The organism is Pseudomonas sp. 2995-1, assembly GCF_002742505.1.
Classification (GTDB): Bacteria; Pseudomonadota; Gammaproteobacteria; order Pseudomonadales; family Pseudomonadaceae; genus Aquipseudomonas; species Aquipseudomonas sivasensis.
In genome coordinates this window covers 165,563-181,607 of sequence record NZ_LJSA01000432.1, presented here as the reverse complement: position 1 = coordinate 181,607, position 16,045 = coordinate 165,563, and the positions used below count along the sequence as shown (strand labels likewise).

Here is a 16,045-nt window from a genome sequence, read left to right as displayed (position 1 = left end):
CTCAGTCTGCTTTGTCGCCGCCGGCCAGATTCTTCTTCGAGCCGGTCTTGAAATCGGTCTCGTACCAGCCGCTGCCGCTCAGGCGGAAGCCTGGCATGGACAACATCTTCTTGAGCTCGGGTGCCTGGCAGGCCGGGCAATCGACCAACGGCGCGGCGCTGATCTTCTGGATGGCTTCCAACTGATGTCCACAGGAAGCACATTGATAGTCGTACATGGGCATGGCGATGTCTCGGCGATCGATCGTTACTGTGCCGCGCCCGCTCTTGGAGTAGAGCAGAGGGAGAAAGCCCCGGCAGCAGCAAAGCGCGAGATTATATCTGGTAAATCGAGGCAGCGCAGCCGGCTTTCTGCCCGGAGCCTGGTCCACTTCGACGGCGGACCGGCCCCAAAGCCGACCGATCACTCAGGGTTTGGCGAGGCAACACGGCCTTTTAATAGATGAACCACGCACACAACCCTGACCAAGCCACTGAAGTTCTTCACACCTCCATACCGCAAGTGCACTTCCCGATCGACATAGGACAGCAGCGCACTGACTGAGCAGGCATTGATCCTGGCTATTTCCGTGAGGATGTTCCAATAGATCTGCTCAAGCCGCAGACAAGTGGAAAACCCATTGAGCCGTACCGATCGGGACATTGGCTTGGCCAGCCCCATATCGAACCCCTTGGCGAAGGGGTCGACGTTTATCTTATGAAAACCACCGGTTTCCATTACTCCAATATCCACTCCACGTGACATACACCTGACACTCCATTGCCAAACAGCAGCCCACGGGTCCTCCCATTGGGCAGTGACCCTATAAAACAGCAGGATGAGGCAGGCATCCAGAAGACGGGACGTTGAAAGGCGTAGGACAACGCCAGGAAATGCGTGGAAACAAGCAAGTGGCGCCGCGATGGCGCCACTCCGGGTCAACGATTACTGATTTTCGAGCAGGGAGCGCAGCATCCACGCGGTTTTCTCGTGAACCTGCATGCGCTGAGTCAACAAGTCTGCAGTCGGCTCATCGCTGACTTTATCAAGCAGCGGGAAAATACCCCGCGCGGTCCGTGTGACAGCTTCCTGGCCCGCCACCAACTGCTTGATCATCTCTTCTGCGCTGGGTACGCCCTCTTCTTCCTTGATGGAAGACAGACGGGCATAGATCGAATAGGCACCCGGCGCCGGAAAACCCAGGGCACGGATACGCTCGGCAATAGAGTCAACCGCCAGCGCCAGCTCGTTGTACTGCTCTTCGAACATCAAGTGCAGCGTCCGAAACATGGGGCCCGTGACGTTCCAATGGAAGTTGTGGGTCTTCAGGTACAGTACATAGGTATCGGAAAGCAGTCGTGATAGCCCATCGACGATGGATTTACGATCTTCTTCACTGATACCGATATCGATTGCCATGTTTATCCCCTTCAATTGACAAGCATTCATTGATCAGGTGCAGGACCACTGTAGCAAGAGTGCTGCTGACGCGCAGCCCGCCAAGGACACGGTGCGGCAAATGGTCCTGCGCTTTACGCCCTCTTCGGCGGCAACCAAGTCATTTGAGCCACGCAGGAAAATTCCCGCCAAACGCCCAAAAAACACCTGCACCTGTCTAGGACCAGCGTTTCACGCAGAAATGCCCCGCACCCTGCAAAGCACGAAAATGCTTGATTTGAGTAGGCACAGCCTTTGCTGTTAAATAGGCAGCGTGTCGCCGCCGTTTTTTCACGGCGAGCGGCATAGGCTGATACCCGTGCACGTGCCCAACGCCTCCCATTGTTCAGAAGCGAACCGTGCCAGTCAGCTCTTCCTTGTGATCCGTCTTAACGTGAGTTAATCAAAATGTTGAAAATCGTCCACCTGCTAACGGGCGTTGCAGCGTTGCTGCTGTCCTTTATCCCGAGCCTGCAGCCTGAAAGCCTGCCCTACCTGCAACAACATGACGCTTTGTACCTGGCCTTGTTCGGCCTTCTTAACCTGACGCTCGCCCCAGTAATCCCTTACTGGAACAAAGGCACGCGCCATCAACTGCAAAACCTGGTCAGCGCGCTGCTGGTACTGACCGTTGTCGTACAAACCCTCACCCTCCTGGCACCCATGCCTGAAGTCGGCGGCCATCCGGCCATCCTGCTCAGCCTGGTAATTGCTGTGGTCGCCATCGCTCTTCACCTGGCTATCAGCTTCTACCGCTCGTCCCCCGCGGCCGCGTCGCAAAACTACGACATGACCAATCGGGATACCGGTACCGTCAAGTGGTTCAACACATCCAAAGGCTTCGGCTTTATTTCCCGTGATTCGGGCGACGATATCTTCGTCCACTTCCGGGCCATTCGCGGCGAAGGCCATCGTGTTCTGGTTGAAGGCCAGCGCGTGGAGTTTTCCGTGATGAATCGCGACAAAGGCCTACAAGCCGAAGACGTGATCGCTGCATTGCCGCGTCGCTGATTCCAGCCGTCGCAGCAAAAAAAACCGCGATCCAGCCTGGCTGGGTCGCGGTTTTTTTATTGCCTGTCGATCAGTAGTGAGGCGGCGGCGCTTCTTCTTCAGATGACTCGAATTGCCCGCCCATTTCTTCCTGGCGCTTAAGCAGCGCGGTCATCTGCAACTGCAGCCGTTCGACGGCCCGCTGCTGGGTGACCAGGATGTCATTCAGGGTTTCGATGGTGTCGTCCTGGAAGGCCAGGCGGCTTTCCAGTTCAGTGACGCGGTCTTGCAGATCCATGGTTCAGCCCTGGGTAAAGATAAAGTCGGCGGGCAGCAGCTCGCGCAGACGCGAACGAATGGCGGCCAGTTGCTCTTCAGTGTACGGCTGGGCCGGATGCTTGCCCCACACTGGAGCAGGCCAGGCAGCGTCATCACGCTTGCGTACGATCACATGCACATGCAATTGGCTGACGACGTTGCCCAGCGCGCCAATGTTCATCTTGTCGGCGGCCAACCCTTCGTTCAGCCACTGCGCCAAGGCCGTGGTCTCTTGCCACAGGGTATGTTGATCTGCGACATCCAGCTGAAACACTTCGCTGATACCGTTGATACGCGGCACTAGGATGAACCAGGGGTAGTTCGAATCATTGGACAGCAGCAGGCGGCACAGCGGGAAGTCCCCGATGACCAGTGTGTCTTGTTGCAAACGTTGATCTAAGGCGAACACCACGGGCACTCCGTTCGGCAGGTCAGTTTCAGGCGCCAGCATACCTTTGAACGCGCCAGGCTTCACGGCGAATGGCAGCAACGTAACGCAAACCGATAAAAACCTGCACTCTTAAGAGGCAGGCAAATATTTGAGCTACGCTAATCCGGGCCTTTCAAGGGCGCACCAAAATGACCCACTTGTGCATCAAAGGGATCCGCCGACTACCCACTTGTAGGGTGAACCGGTAACGTTTTTCTCTGGCACAGTGTTTTAGTACCACCGAAGAGGCGTAACCCATGCACGTCAAGCCCAAACAAAACGGCGTAAAAACCCCGTACTTATGAGGTTTTTACACGCCCACCACGCTTTTCACGAAAAAATGACATTCGGTTACCGGTTTGGGCGCGCTTGTTGCATTCACACTCACATCGTCGGCAACGACACCCGTTTGGAAGCAGGTGTTTCGCGATAAAAGAACAGCAGCGTTTCGATGCGCCCCAAGGAAGGTTTCAAACTTCGAAAGAGGTCTGAAAACAGCATTGAAGTTGTCAGTCCCGTAACATTCAGGACTGTGAATTTGCGACATGGAGCTAGCAATTTACGACAGCCTCGTAAAGAAGCTGAAAGGAAAGTTTGGTAAGTATCGTCATTAGAGTCTGCGTGATATAACTTTGCGCCGACACAAAAAAGAAAGAGCCGCCCAGATAAAAATACAGGTGGGACGGCAGTACTCTTCCGAAAACCAAAGGAGCAAATCACGATGCGCGTGATGAAGTGGAGCATGATCGCCCTGGCTGTTTCTGCAGGCACCTCGCAGTTCGCAATCGCGTCCTCTCAGGACGACGCAAAGGGCTTTATCGAAGATAGCACCCTGACCGCGAAAACCCGTGCAATGTACATGAACCGTGACTACAAGGACGGCGTGGGTAACGTGCGTCGTGGTAACGGTACCTACACCACCGGCACCGACGACAAAGTCAGCGGCTACCGTCAAGACACCGGTATCAGCGAGTTGCTCACCTACCAATCCGGCTTCACCCAAGGCACCGTCGGCTTCGGCGTCGATGCCATGGCCATGGGCAGCTATAAGCTTGATGGCGGTGCGGGCCGTGCCGGTAACGGTCTGTTCGCAACCAATGGCGCTGGCGAGCCAGAATCCACTCAGTCCAAAGTGGCTGGGGCAGCGAAACTCCGCATCTCCGACACCGTGCTGAAATATGGCAACCAGTTCGTATCCAGCCCGGTTTTCACTACCGACGACGGCCGTCTGCTGCCTGAAGTCGCCACCGGCACCTTGATCACCAGCAACGAGATCAAAGGTCTGGAATTGACCGCTGGCCGCTTCACCGCACTGAGCGCGCAAACCGGCATGGGCCGTGACAGCATCAACGGTCGCAGCCGTGTTACCGGCAAGCAAAACCCAGGGCTGAGTGCAGCGAATATCGCTGGCTTTACCTACTCGGGCCTTGAGAACTTCATTTTCGCGTTCCACGCCTCCGATGTTGAAGACTACTGGAAGAAGCAGTACGTCAACGTCTTCTACACCCTGCCGCTGAGCGACAAGCAATCGTTGAGTTTCGACTTCAACGGCTACCGCAGCAAGGACGACGGCAAAAAGCTGAACGGCGACCTGGACAACCGCGTCTGGAGCCTGGCAGCTGCGTATAGCATCGACGCACACAAGTTCACCCTGGCTTACCAGCAGTCCTCTGGTAAAACCGGTTACAACTACGGTGTCGACGGTGGCGGTACCGTTTACCTGGCCAACTCCGTGCAAATCTCCGACTTCGTTGGCGAAGACGAGAAGTCCTGGCAGGCTCGCTACGACCTGAACATGGCCTCGTTCGGCGTGCCAGGTCTGAGCTTCATGACCCGTTACACTCGCGGTAGCAACGTTACCGTTGCAGATTCCAGCGATGGTAAAGAGCACGAGTGGGACGTGGAAGCCAAGTACGTACTGCAAGAAGGTCCGGCCAAAGGTCTGTCCTTCCGCGTTCGTAACGCAATCTACAGCGGCACCAACAGCGATTACCGCGCGACCAACTACGACAACCTAGTCGACACCCGTGTGATCGTAGAATACCCACTGAGCATCTTGTAATTTCAGTGGTCAGCTGATTGCGCTAACGCGTAACGCTAATAAAAACCGGCGCCCTTAATCAGGTCGCCGGTTTTTTTATGACCTACAAAAAGCGCTTCAATTTTACATAGCAAGCTAACTAAGAAACCTAGGCTTACTAGTTGTGTTACTCGGCGCCGATTAAAACTTGATAGTTGCCAAAGGGGAGTGACAAAAAAACAAGGGGCATGAAGCCCCTTGTCTTTAACAGCAATAGCTGACCAAGCGGCCAAGTTAATAAAGCAACTGATTACACAGCTGCTTCCTGAACCACACGAATAACACGTTGCGGAAACGGAATATCAATCCCCGCCGCCTTTAAACGATCACGCGCCAGTTCATTGAGCATGAAGACTACATCCCAATAATCCGGGGTTTTGGTCCAGCAACGCAGGGAAACCGTGATGGAGCTATCGCCCAATGTAGAGACCACCGCCACCGCGGCAGGATCAGTCAGTACGCGGGGATCTTTTGACAGTTCCAGAAGCACGTCACGGGCTTTTTGCAGGTCGGCGTCATAATCCACGCCTACATCAAACACCACCTTGCGGGTCGGCTGACGGTTGGTGTTGGTGATGATGCCGTTGGACAGGATGCCGTTAGGTACGATCACGGTCTTGTTGTCGCCAGTGCGCAGCACGGTGTGGAAGATCTGGATGCTGTCGACAGTGCCCGAGGTGCCTTGGGCTTCGATCCAGTCACCAATGCGGAATGGGCGGAACAACAGAATCAGCACGCCACCGGCGAAGTTGGCCAGGCTGCCCTGCAATGCCAGGCCAATGGCCAGGGTCGCGGCACCGATGGCCGCCACGAACGAGGTAGTCGCCACGCCGATCATCGAGGCCACGCTGACAATCAGCATGACCTTCAGCGCAATGTTCGCCAGGCTGGTGATGAAGTGTTGCAGTGCCAGGTCCGCGTTACGCAGAGCCAGCAAGCGACCTACACGGTGGGTCAATACGTTGATCAGCCACCAGCCAATGGCCAGGGTGATCACTGCCAGTAGTACTCGGCTGCCGTATTCCATGATCATCGGGATCCACGACTGTGAGGTCTTGATCAGGTGATCCACTTCAGCATTGAAATCCATCTATCGTCTCCTGTTTGGCGGATGTGCGGCTTTATTGACGGCCTAAAAACGCAAATGAGCCCCGTAGGGCTCAAGTGCAGGCACAGGTTATGGGGCGTGGGACGTCAAAATCGCCCGCTGGTTCCCCAAAATGCCATCAGTCGCGGAAGTTATTGAACTGCAGCGGCATGTCGAAGGTTTTGGCGCGCAGGGCAGCGATGGCCTCTTGCAGGTCATCACGTTTCTTGCCAGTGACGCGAACCTGCTCACCCTGGATGGCCGCCTGGACTTTCAGCTTGGCGTCCTTGATATGGGCGACGATCTTCTTCGCCAGCTCCTTGTCGATGCCTTCCTTTAACACTGCTTCCTGCTTCATCAGCTTGCCGGAAGCGTAGGCGTCCTTGATTTCAAGGCACTGTGCATCGATCTTGCGCTTGACCAACGACAGCTTGAGGATCTCGATCATCGCTTCCAGCTGGAAATCGGCTTCAGCGGTCAGGTTGACGGTCAGTTCCTTTTCCTTGAACTCGAAGCTGCCCTTGCCCTTCAGGTCATAGCGACGGTCCAGCTCCTTGACGGCGTTCTCGACGGCGTTGGTGACTTCGTGTTTGTCCAGTTCAGATACCACGTCGAACGAAGGCATGTGATTTCTCCAATATAAGGGGCGGGTTCAGTAGAGATGGAGCGCGCCCGAGCTAAAATGCAGGGGCATTATAGCGGTTCTTTCGCCCCGTTCACCGCAGGCGACCCTACGGAGCACAAACTGATGTCGACCACCTGGCATATTCTCGGCGCCGGCAGCCTGGGCACACTCTGGGCCACGCGCTTGGCTCGCGCCGGCCTGCCCGTGAGGATGATCCTGCGCGATAAGGCGCGCCTTGCCAGCTATCAGGCCGGTAAGGGGCTGACGTTGGTCGAACACGGTATAGAAAAGACTTATCCGGTGATTGGCGAAACGCCTGACAACCCCGAGCCGATTCATCGCCTGCTGGTAGCGTGCAAAGCCTACGACGCCCAAAGCGCCGTCGCACATTTGCAGCATCGCCTGTCCCCACACGCCGAGCTGGTCCTTTTGCAAAACGGCCTTGGCAGCCAGGACGCAGTGGTTGCTCAGTTACCCCAAGCACGCTGCATCTTCGCCTCCAGCACCGAAGGCGCGTTTCGCGACGGCGATTGGCGCGTGGTGTTTGCAGGCCACGGCTACACCTGGCTGGGGGATGCAGCCCACCCTGCCCCACCGCTGTGGCTGAACGACCTGCACGCCGCCGGCATCCCCCACGAATGGAGCACCGACATTCTGACCCGGCTATGGCGCAAGCTAGCGCTCAATTGCGCGATCAACCCGCTGACCGTGCTTTACCAGTGCCGCAACGGCGAACTGCAAACCCATCAATGCGAAGTGGCAACCCTGTGCGCTGAACTCGGTGAGCTGCTGGAATGTTGCGGCCAACCCGACGCCGCGCTGGACCTGCAACACGAAGTGGAACGGGTGATCCACGCCACAGCCGCTAACTACTCCTCCATGTACCAGGACGTCGCCAACGCCCGCCGCACCGAAATCAGTTACCTGTTGGGCTATGCTTGCCAGGCGGCCGCACGCCACCAATTGAACCTGCCGCATTTGCAGCAGTTGCAGGTGCGTTTGATTGATCAGTTAGTTGCACGCGGATTGCCCCGCGACTGAACCACGCGCTACCCTGCCCGCCTGTCTATCACCTGGGATAACCCTGATGCCGCTGCGCCAGCGCCTCGAAAATCTACCGGTTGGGCAGAAACTGCTGGCCGCCCTGTTGGTGTTGTTGACCACCGTATTGCTGGTGGCCAACCTGACCTTTATCAGCGCCGCGTACTGGATTTCCCAGGAAAGCATGGCACCTCAGGCCTTGCAGGCCATCGGTCGCCTGGTGTCCAACCCGGGCCTCGCCGCCGAAGCGCTCGAATCCCCCGCCCAAGCCGATGCCCTACTCAGTGAGCTGACCAGCTATTCGCCATTACGCGCCGCCGCCCTGTATGACGGCGAAGGCAACCGCCTGGCGCAGATGCAACACGGTGATCGCCTGCACTTGCCGGACAACTATCGGCATATCGAGGCGTGGCGTGTTACCGAGTTTCGCAGTAACCAGATCATCACCCTGCCCCGGGCAGGCCAGCCTTCCGGGCATTTGCTGCTGGTGGCCAGCAGCGAACTGCCGGTGGCCTTCTACACCGGCACGCTGACGGCCAGCCTGGGTATCCTGATTTTCAGTGTGCTGCTATGGCTGATCATCGCCCGGCAGATCAAGCGCCTGATTACCCGGCCGATCCACGAATTGGAAGAACTGTCGCGCCAAGTAACCCGCGAAGAGAACTACGCCCTGCGCGCCGGCCGTGGTAACCGCGATGAAATCGGCAGCCTGGCCGAAGCTTTCAACACTATGCTCTCGCGTATCGAAGCTCGCGAACAGCAGCTCAAGCGCGCAAGGGACGACTCCCAGGCCGCTTATGACCAAGCTCAAGGCTTGGCCGAAGAAACACGCCATACCAACCGAAAGTTGGAGCTGGAAGTCCAGGTTCGCAGCAAGATCGAGAAAAAACTCACCGGTTTTCAAAACTACCTGAACAGCATCATCGACTCGATGCCCTCGGCGTTGATCGCCCTGGACGAACAACTCTACGTCACCCAGTGGAACCAGGAGGCCAGCGCGCTTTCCGGTACGCGTCTGGATGAAGCGCTGAATCAGCCGATCTACCTCGCTTTTCAACCGCTCAAGCCGTACCTGCCGCAGATCAAGGCTACGGTGGAGCAGCACACGGTAGAACGCATCGAGCGTGTCACCTGGATCAAGGATGATGAACCCAAGCATTACGCCCTGACCTTCTACCCTCTGATGGGCGGAGCCGGGCGGGGCGTGGTGATCCGTATCGACGACATCACTCAGCGCCTGTCCCTGGAAGAAATGATGGTGCAGTCGGAAAAAATGCTCTCGGTCGGTGGGCTTGCCGCCGGTATGGCTCACGAGATCAACAATCCGCTGGGGGCGATCCTGCATAACGTGCAGAACATCCGGCGCCGGCTGTCGTCCGACCTACCCAAAAACCTGGAATTCGCCGAGCAGGCAGGTATCGAACTGGAAAAGATCAACCGCTACCTGGAAGGCCGTGAGGTGCCACAACTGCTGGATGGCATCCAGCAAGCCGGTGCGCGAGCGGCCAAGATCGTCACTCACATGCTCAGTTTCAGCCGCCGCAGTAATCGGCAGATGGCGCCTTGCGACCTGCCGGCGCTGATCGACCAGGCCGTGGAAATTGCCGGTAACGACTTCGATCTGGCCATCGGTTTCGACTTCAAGGGCCAGGCGATCATTCGTCAGTTCGACCCCCAATTGGGCCCGGTGCCCGGCACTGCCAACGAGCTGGAACAAGTACTGCTCAACCTGCTGAAAAACGCAGCCCAGGCCATTCATCTGCGTGAAGACGATCGCGAACCGGGGCGCATCATCCTGCGCACACGTCTTAACCCGCCGTGGGCAGAGATTCAGGTGGAAGACAACGGTATCGGCATGAGTGAGAACGTACGTAAACGCACTTTTGAGCCGTTCTTCACCACCAAAGAGATCGGCCAGGGCACTGGGCTTGGGCTTTCGGTTTCTTACTTCATCGTCACCAACAACCACAAAGGGCAGATGGAGGTGCATTCCACCCTCGGTCAAGGCACCTGCTTTACCCTGCGCTTACCCTTGGCGGGCAGCCAACTGCCGCCCAATGAACTGACCCAACTGGAGCACTGATCATGGGCTTTCGCCTGTCGAAGATTTACACCCGTACTGGAGACACAGGCGAAACCGGCCTCGGCGACGGTCGCCGTGTATCCAAGGACCACCCGCGAGTTGAGGCCATCGGTGAAGTCGATTCGCTGAACAGCCAACTGGGATTATTACTGGCGGGCCTGGAAGAGCAGAGTGGCAAGCATCCGGAACTCAAAGATGTGATCGAGGTACTGACCCCATGCCAACATCGATTATTCGACCTCGGCGGTGAGCTGGCGATGCCGGTGTACAAGGCGCTGAACGCAGCGGAAGTGGATCGGCTGGAGGCCGCGATTGATCGCTGGAATGAAGAGGTCGGGCCGCTGGAAAACTTCATCCTGCCCGGTGGCTCGGCGTTGATCGCCCAGGCCCATGTGTGTCGCAGCCTGGCGCGCAGTGCGGAGCGGCGCTGTCAGCACCTCAACGCGGTGGAGCCGTTAGAGGGAGTGGGGTTGGCGTATATCAATCGGCTGTCGGATTTGCTGTTTGTGGCGGCGCGGGTGATTGCCAGGCGCCAGGGGATTGCGGAGATTTTGTGGCAGGCGGCGGCTAAGCCACACTGATCATGATTCGCTGACTGGCAGGGCCTGATCGGGGGCAAGTCGAATCGTCGCACCCGATGAGGCCCGCCAGAGCAGCTTCAAACTTGTGGCCAGAACGCCCTGATACCCGCCACACCCTGAGCCCCAGCTTCCCAAGCCTGCTCCCGATCAGCAGGTCCAACCCCGCCCAACAGAAACACCGGTTTGCTGAACCCACGGATCAACTCTGCCGCCTGCTCCCAACCCAAAGGCTGGGCATCAGGGTGGGTCTGGGTCGGCTGCACCGGCGACAGCGTGACAAAATCCACGTCCATCATTTCTGCCAGCGCCAGTTCTTCAGCGTTGTGGCAGGAAGCAGCCAACCAACGGTCTTTCGGCAGCGGCCGGCCCTTGCTCGCGTATTTGCGCAGTTGCGCCGAGGTCATGTGCCAACCGGCGGCAGGAAAATCCCCCAGCCATTCAAACGGTCCTTTAAGCATCAACTGCGCCTTGCCAGCGCACAGACCCACCGCATCTACCGCGAGGTCGCGGTATTTGGGATCGTAACCGTTCGGCGCACGCAGTTGGACCAGCTTGATGCCGCCCGCGACAGCCTTCTGAATCCCGCGTAACAGCGTCGGGGTTTCGAGTTCGCCGGGGGTGATCAGGTAATCGGCAGGCAAGCGCGCGGCGGCAACGATTGGAGCGTTAGCGGCCGGGAACTCGTAGTTGAGCAAATCCCGAGGCGCCACCCATTCCAGGGGTTGCCCTTCGACACCGTGGGGCTCGCCGGTAAAAGCCGAGACTTCCCAGACATCCAGCAAGACCTGCTTGTCCGGGTAGTCATGCTGCACCTTGATCAACGGCCGAGCCGTGGCGACCTGGATACCCAGTTCTTCCTGTAATTCACGGGACAGGGCCGAGGCGACCGACTCACCGGCCTCCACCTTGCCACCGGGAAACTCCCAGAGACCGCCCTGATGCTGAGTATCCGTGCGGCGCGCCAGCAGGATCCTGCCGTCGACACCGCGGATCACCGCTGCTGCTACATGCACTCGTTTCACCGCGGTTATCCTCTTCTATCAGGTACGGTATTCCGCGTTGATCTTCACGTACTCGTGGGACAGGTCGGTGGTCCAGATGGTTTCGCTGCAATCGCCGCGGCCCAACTCGATGCGGATGGTGATTTCTTCCTGCTGCATCACCGCCGAGCCCTGTGCTTCGGTATAGCTCTCGGCACGAGCGCCACGGCTGGCGATGCACACGTCACCGAGGAACACGTCGATCTTGCTCACGTCCAGATCCGGCACACCAGCACGGCCAACGGCGGCGAGGATGCGGCCCCAGTTGGGGTCGGAGGCGAACAGTGCCGTCTTGATCAGCGGCGAGTGGGCCACGGTGTAGCCGACATCCAGGCATTCCTGGTGATTGCCGCCGCCGTTGACTTCAACCGTCACGAACTTGGTGGCGCCTTCGCCGTCACGCACGATGGCCTGGGCCACGTCCATGCACACTTCGAACACAGCCTGCTTCAATGCCGCGAACAGCGGGCCGCTGGCCTCGGTAATTTCCGGCAGATCAGCTTTGCCGGTAGCGATCAGCATGCAGCAATCGTTGGTCGAGGTATCGCCATCGATGGTAATGCGGTTGAACGACTTGTTGGCGCCGTCGAGGATCAGGCTGTGCAGCACGTCGCGGGAAACTTTGGCGTCGGTAGCAATGTAGCCGAGCATGGTTGCCATGTTCGGGCGGATCATGCCCGCGCCTTTACTGATACCGGTCACGGTGACGGTCACGCCGTCGTGCACGAACTGACGGCTCGCGCCTTTCGGCAGAGTGTCCGTGGTCATGATGCCAGTGGCAGCGGCCGCCCAGTTATCCACAGACAGGTCGTCCAACGCGGCCTGCAAGGCGCCTTCGATTTTCTCAACCGGCAGCGGCTCGCCGATGACACCGGTGGAGTAAGGCAACACTTGGCTGGCATCCACGCCAGTCAACTGGGCCAGCTTGGCGCAGGTACGCGCCGCAGCGACCAGACCAGGCTCACCGGTGCCTGCGTTGGCATTGCCAGTGTTAGTCAGCAGGTAACGGATGGAGCCGGCAACGCGCTGCTTGGCCAGGATCACCGGAGCGGCACAGAAGGCGTTGAGGGTGAAAACACCGGCGACGGTCGAACCTTCGGCACAGCGCATCACCACCACATCCTTGCGCCCCGGGCGCTTGATGCCGGCCGACGCGATACCGAGCTCAAAACCGGCAACCGGGTGCAATGTGGGCAAAGGACCAAGACCAACAGCCATGAACGCGCTCCTTAAAGATAAATGATGTCTGTGCCGTCGTGATCGACGGTGAAATTAATGGCAAAACGCCGCGACGGCAGAGGCCGGTCGCGGCGCTAGGTATTGCAGCGTCAGGCGAAAATCTTATTCGATCTGGCCGTGGCAGTGTTTGAATTTCTTGCCCGAACCGCAGTAGCACAGTTCGTTGCGGCCCAGCTTCTGGTCATTGCGAACCGGCGCCTGAGCCAAGGCCACATCGACCTCTTCGCCCAACACCTCAGGCGCTTCCAGACCCGGCGCTTCGTCGTGCTGGAACTGCATGCGCGCAGCCAGTGCCTCGGCCTCCTGACGCAGGCGAGCTTCTTCCTCGATCGGGTCTTCGCGGCGCACCTGAACGTGGGACAGCACGCGAATCGAATCGCGCTTGATCGAATCCAGCAACTCGGAGAACAGCGTGAAAGACTCGCGCTTGTACTCTTGCTTCGGGTTCTTCTGGGCGTAACCACGCAGGTGGATGCCGTGACGCAGGTGGTCCATGGTCGACAGGTGGTCTTTCCACAGGTCGTCCAGCACGCGCAGTACGATTTGTTTCTCGAAGGTGCGCAGTGCTTCGGCACTCGCCTGCTCTTCTTTCTCGTTGTACGCGGCCAGCAGCTCGGCCATCAGCTTCTCGCGCAGCGTCTCTTCGTACAGGTGATCGTCTTCGTCGAGCCATTGCTGGACCGGCAAGTCGACACCGAAGTCGCTCTTCAACGCGGCTTCCAGGCCAGCAACATCCCACTGCTCTGGCAGGGACTGTGGCGGGATGTGTGCACTGACGGTCGCGTTGAGCACGTCCTGACGGAAATCGGCGATGGTCTCGCCAATGTTGTCAGCGGCCAGCAACGTGTTACGCATGTGATAAATCACTTTACGCTGTTCGTTGTTGACGTCATCGAACTCAAGCAGTTGCTTACGAATATCGAAGTTACGGCCTTCAACCTTGCGCTGGGCCTTCTCGATGGCGTTGGTCACCATACGGTGCTCGATCGCTTCACCGGACTGCATACCCAAGGCTTTCATGAAGTTCTTCACCCGATCCGAGGCGAAGATGCGCATCAGGCTGTCTTCCAGAGACAGGTAGAAGCGGCTGGAACCGGCGTCACCCTGACGGCCGGCACGACCACGCAGTTGGTTGTCGATACGGCGCGATTCGTGACGCTCGGACGCGATCACCTGCAAACCACCGGATTCGAGCACGGCCTGGTGGCGCTTCTGCCAGTCAGCCTTGATCTGGGCGATCTGCTCAGGGGTAGGGTTGTCCAGGGAGGCGACTTCCACTTCCCAGTTACCGCCCAACAGGATGTCAGTACCACGACCGGCCATGTTGGTGGCGATAGTCAGTGCGCCTGGGCGACCGGCCTGGGCAATGATCTCAGCTTCTTTTTCGTGGAACTTGGCGTTAAGAACCTTGTGCTCGATACCTTCCTTGTTGAGCAGGTTAGACACGTGCTCGGAAGTCTCGATGGTGGCGGTACCCACCAGAATCGGGCGGCCCTGGGCCATGCCGTCCTTGATGTCGTTGATGATCGCCGCGTACTTCTCTTCGGCGGTCAGGAACACCAGGTCATTGAAATCTTTACGCGCCAGCGGCTTGTTCGGTGGGATCACCATCACAGCCAGGTTGTAGATCTGGTGGAATTCGAACGCTTCGGTGTCCGCAGTACCGGTCATGCCGGACAGTTTGTTATACAGACGGAAGTAGTTCTGGAAGGTGGTGGAAGCCAACGTCTGGCTTTCGGCCTGAATGTTGAGCATTTCCTTGGCTTCGATGGCCTGGTGCAGGCCTTCGGACAGACGACGACCCGGCATGGTACGGCCGGTGTGTTCGTCAACCAATACCACTTGGCCATCTTGCACGATGTATTCGACGTTGCGATGGAACAGCTTGTGGGCGCGCAGGCCCGCATACACGTGGGTCAACAGGCCCAGGTTGTGCGCCGAGTACAGGCTCTCGCCCTCAGCCAGCAGGCCGATCTGGGTCAGCATGTCTTCGACGAACTGGTGACCGGCTTCGTTGAGTTCGACCTGGCGGGTCTTCTCGTCGATGGAGAAGTGACCTTCTTTGGTCACAACGCCTTCCACTTCTTCGATGTGCTGCTCCAGACGCGGGATCAACTTGTTGATCTCGGTGTACAGGCGCGAGCTGTCTTCGGCCTGGCCGGAGATGATCAGTGGGGTACGGGCTTCGTCGATGAGAATGGAGTCGACTTCGTCGATCACGGCAAAGTTGAGTTCACGCTGGAATTTTTCATCCATGCTGAACGCCATGTTGTCGCGCAGGTAGTCGAAACCGAATTCGTTGTTGGTGCCGTAGGTAATGTCGCACGCGTAAGCAGCGCGCTTCTCTTCCGGCGGCTGGAACGGCGTTACTACGCCGACGGTCAGGCCGAGATATTCATACAGCGGGCGCATCCAGTTGGCGTCCCGGCGAGCCAGGTAGTCGTTCACCGTCACAACGTGCACGCCCTTGCCGGACAGTGCGTTGAGGTAAACACCCAGAGTAGCTACCAGGGTCTTGCCTTCACCGGTACGCATTTCGGCAATCATGCCTTCATGCAAGGTCATGCCGCCGATCAACTGGACGTCGAAGTGGCGCATGCCCATGACACGCTTACCGGCTTCACGGGCAACCGCAAAGGCTTCGGGAAGCAGCTTGTCGAGGGTTTCACCTTTGGCTATGCGGGCCTTGAACTCTTGGGTCTTGGCGCGCAATTGCTCGTCCGACAGGGCAACCATCTGCTCTTCGAAGGCATTGACCAGCTGCACCGTCTTGAGCATGCGTTTGACTTCGCGCTCATTCTTGCTTCCAAAAAGTTTCTTTAACAAAGGCGCAAACATATCGGCAGGTTCTTCCACACATAGGGATGGAGGGCGCACCGTGAGTGGCCCGAGCAGCCCTCACGGCCGCATGCGAACGCGCATTCTACCCGGAATCGTGGGTGAGGAAAGTGGCGTTGTTCCCCGATGCTGGCATGGTGCTGTGAGAGGGCTTGTTTAAAATAAGGGCTTTTGCGCGAACTTCAACCCATGGAGCCGATTGATTTCCTGGGAAACCGCCCGGCAATGCATTGTCAGGGGCCGCGCAGACGCATTCTGCTAAGATGGCCGCTCTGTT

The 16,045-nt window shown here is 58.0% G+C and carries 15 protein-coding genes; 5 read left to right on the top strand and 10 right to left on the bottom strand.

The features are described from left to right. Position 1: 1 nt before the first annotated feature. The 3 genes from AOA61_RS22715 to AOA61_RS22705 form a co-directional block, all read right to left on the bottom strand. Positions 2–223: an FmdB family zinc ribbon protein gene (locus AOA61_RS22715; RefSeq protein WP_010208103.1), complete on the bottom strand. Its 222-nt coding sequence runs from the start codon at positions 221–223 to the stop codon at positions 2–4. A gap of 179 nt (positions 224–402) precedes the next feature. After that, on the bottom strand, positions 403–744 hold the full coding sequence (locus AOA61_RS22710) for a ribbon-helix-helix domain-containing protein (RefSeq protein ID WP_095185763.1): 342 nt from the start codon (positions 742–744) through the stop codon (positions 403–405). A gap of 180 nt (positions 745–924) precedes the next feature. Further along, positions 925–1,398 (bottom strand): Dps family protein, encoded by a 474-nt coding sequence (locus AOA61_RS22705; RefSeq protein WP_003193874.1) that lies wholly within the window; start codon positions 1,396–1,398, stop codon positions 925–927. A gap of 426 nt (positions 1,399–1,824) precedes the next feature. Here AOA61_RS22705 and AOA61_RS32510 point away from each other — a divergent pair, with 426 nt between their 5' ends. Further along, entirely contained in the window at positions 1,825–2,427 is a 603-nt protein-coding gene (locus AOA61_RS32510; protein WP_032890906.1) for a cold-shock protein, read from the top strand. Positions 2,428–2,497: 70 nt separating this feature from the next. Here AOA61_RS32510 and AOA61_RS22695 read toward each other — a convergent pair whose 3' ends face one another. Together AOA61_RS22695 and AOA61_RS22690 are read right to left on the bottom strand one after the other, a co-directional pair. After that, entirely contained in the window at positions 2,498–2,704 is a 207-nt protein-coding gene (locus AOA61_RS22695) for a SlyX family protein (RefSeq protein WP_032890904.1), read from the bottom strand. 3 nt (positions 2,705–2,707) lie between these two features. After that, complete coding sequence (locus AOA61_RS22690; protein ID WP_099602811.1) at positions 2,708–3,133, bottom strand: HIT domain-containing protein; 426 nt, start codon at positions 3,131–3,133, stop codon at positions 2,708–2,710. 742 nt (positions 3,134–3,875) lie between these two features. Between AOA61_RS22690 and AOA61_RS22685 the strand changes: the two genes are divergently transcribed. Further along, positions 3,876–5,216, top strand: coding sequence for an OprD family porin (locus AOA61_RS22685; RefSeq protein WP_032890901.1), 1,341 nt, complete (start codon positions 3,876–3,878; stop codon positions 5,214–5,216). Between the two features lie 268 nt (positions 5,217–5,484). Here AOA61_RS22685 and AOA61_RS22680 read toward each other — a convergent pair whose 3' ends face one another. Both AOA61_RS22680 and AOA61_RS22675 read right to left on the bottom strand, forming a co-directional pair. Next, positions 5,485–6,324, bottom strand: a complete 840-nt coding sequence (locus AOA61_RS22680) for a mechanosensitive ion channel family protein (protein ID WP_032890899.1) — start codon at positions 6,322–6,324, stop codon at positions 5,485–5,487. Positions 6,325–6,460: 136 nt separating this feature from the next. Continuing rightward, positions 6,461–6,946 (bottom strand): YajQ family cyclic di-GMP-binding protein, encoded by a 486-nt coding sequence (locus AOA61_RS22675; protein ID WP_003175814.1) that lies wholly within the window; start codon positions 6,944–6,946, stop codon positions 6,461–6,463. A 123-nt stretch (positions 6,947–7,069) separates the two neighbouring features. Here AOA61_RS22675 and AOA61_RS22670 point away from each other — a divergent pair, with 123 nt between their 5' ends. The 3 genes from AOA61_RS22670 to AOA61_RS22660 are packed head-to-tail and all read left to right on the top strand — an operon-like array spanning position 7,070 to position 10,651. Further along, positions 7,070–7,987 carry a putative 2-dehydropantoate 2-reductase gene (locus tag AOA61_RS22670; protein ID WP_099602810.1) on the top strand — a complete coding sequence of 306 codons (918 nt, stop codon included), beginning with the start codon at positions 7,070–7,072 and terminating at the stop codon, positions 7,985–7,987. Between the two features lie 46 nt (positions 7,988–8,033). Further along, positions 8,034–10,070, top strand: a complete 2,037-nt coding sequence (locus AOA61_RS22665) for a HAMP domain-containing sensor histidine kinase (RefSeq protein ID WP_032890895.1) — start codon at positions 8,034–8,036, stop codon at positions 10,068–10,070. 2 nt (positions 10,071–10,072) lie between these two features. Next, positions 10,073–10,651 carry a cob(I)yrinic acid a,c-diamide adenosyltransferase gene (locus AOA61_RS22660; protein ID WP_099602764.1) on the top strand — a complete coding sequence of 193 codons (579 nt, stop codon included), beginning with the start codon at positions 10,073–10,075 and terminating at the stop codon, positions 10,649–10,651. 77 nt (positions 10,652–10,728) lie between these two features. Here the strand turns inward: AOA61_RS22660 and AOA61_RS22655 are convergent, their stop codons facing one another. From AOA61_RS22655 to secA, 3 genes are all read right to left on the bottom strand, one after another. Further along, entirely contained in the window at positions 10,729–11,673 is a 945-nt protein-coding gene (locus tag AOA61_RS22655) for a Nudix family hydrolase (protein ID WP_099602763.1), read from the bottom strand. An 18-nt stretch (positions 11,674–11,691) separates the two neighbouring features. Further along, a complete protein-coding gene (gene argJ / locus AOA61_RS22650) occupies positions 11,692–12,909 on the bottom strand; it encodes a bifunctional glutamate N-acetyltransferase/amino-acid acetyltransferase ArgJ (protein WP_032890890.1) in 1,218 nt (405 codons plus the stop codon). A 123-nt stretch (positions 12,910–13,032) separates the two neighbouring features. Continuing rightward, positions 13,033–15,768, bottom strand: a complete 2,736-nt coding sequence (gene secA, locus AOA61_RS22645; RefSeq protein WP_032890888.1) for a preprotein translocase subunit SecA — start codon at positions 15,766–15,768, stop codon at positions 13,033–13,035. Positions 15,769–16,045 lie beyond the last annotated feature (277 nt).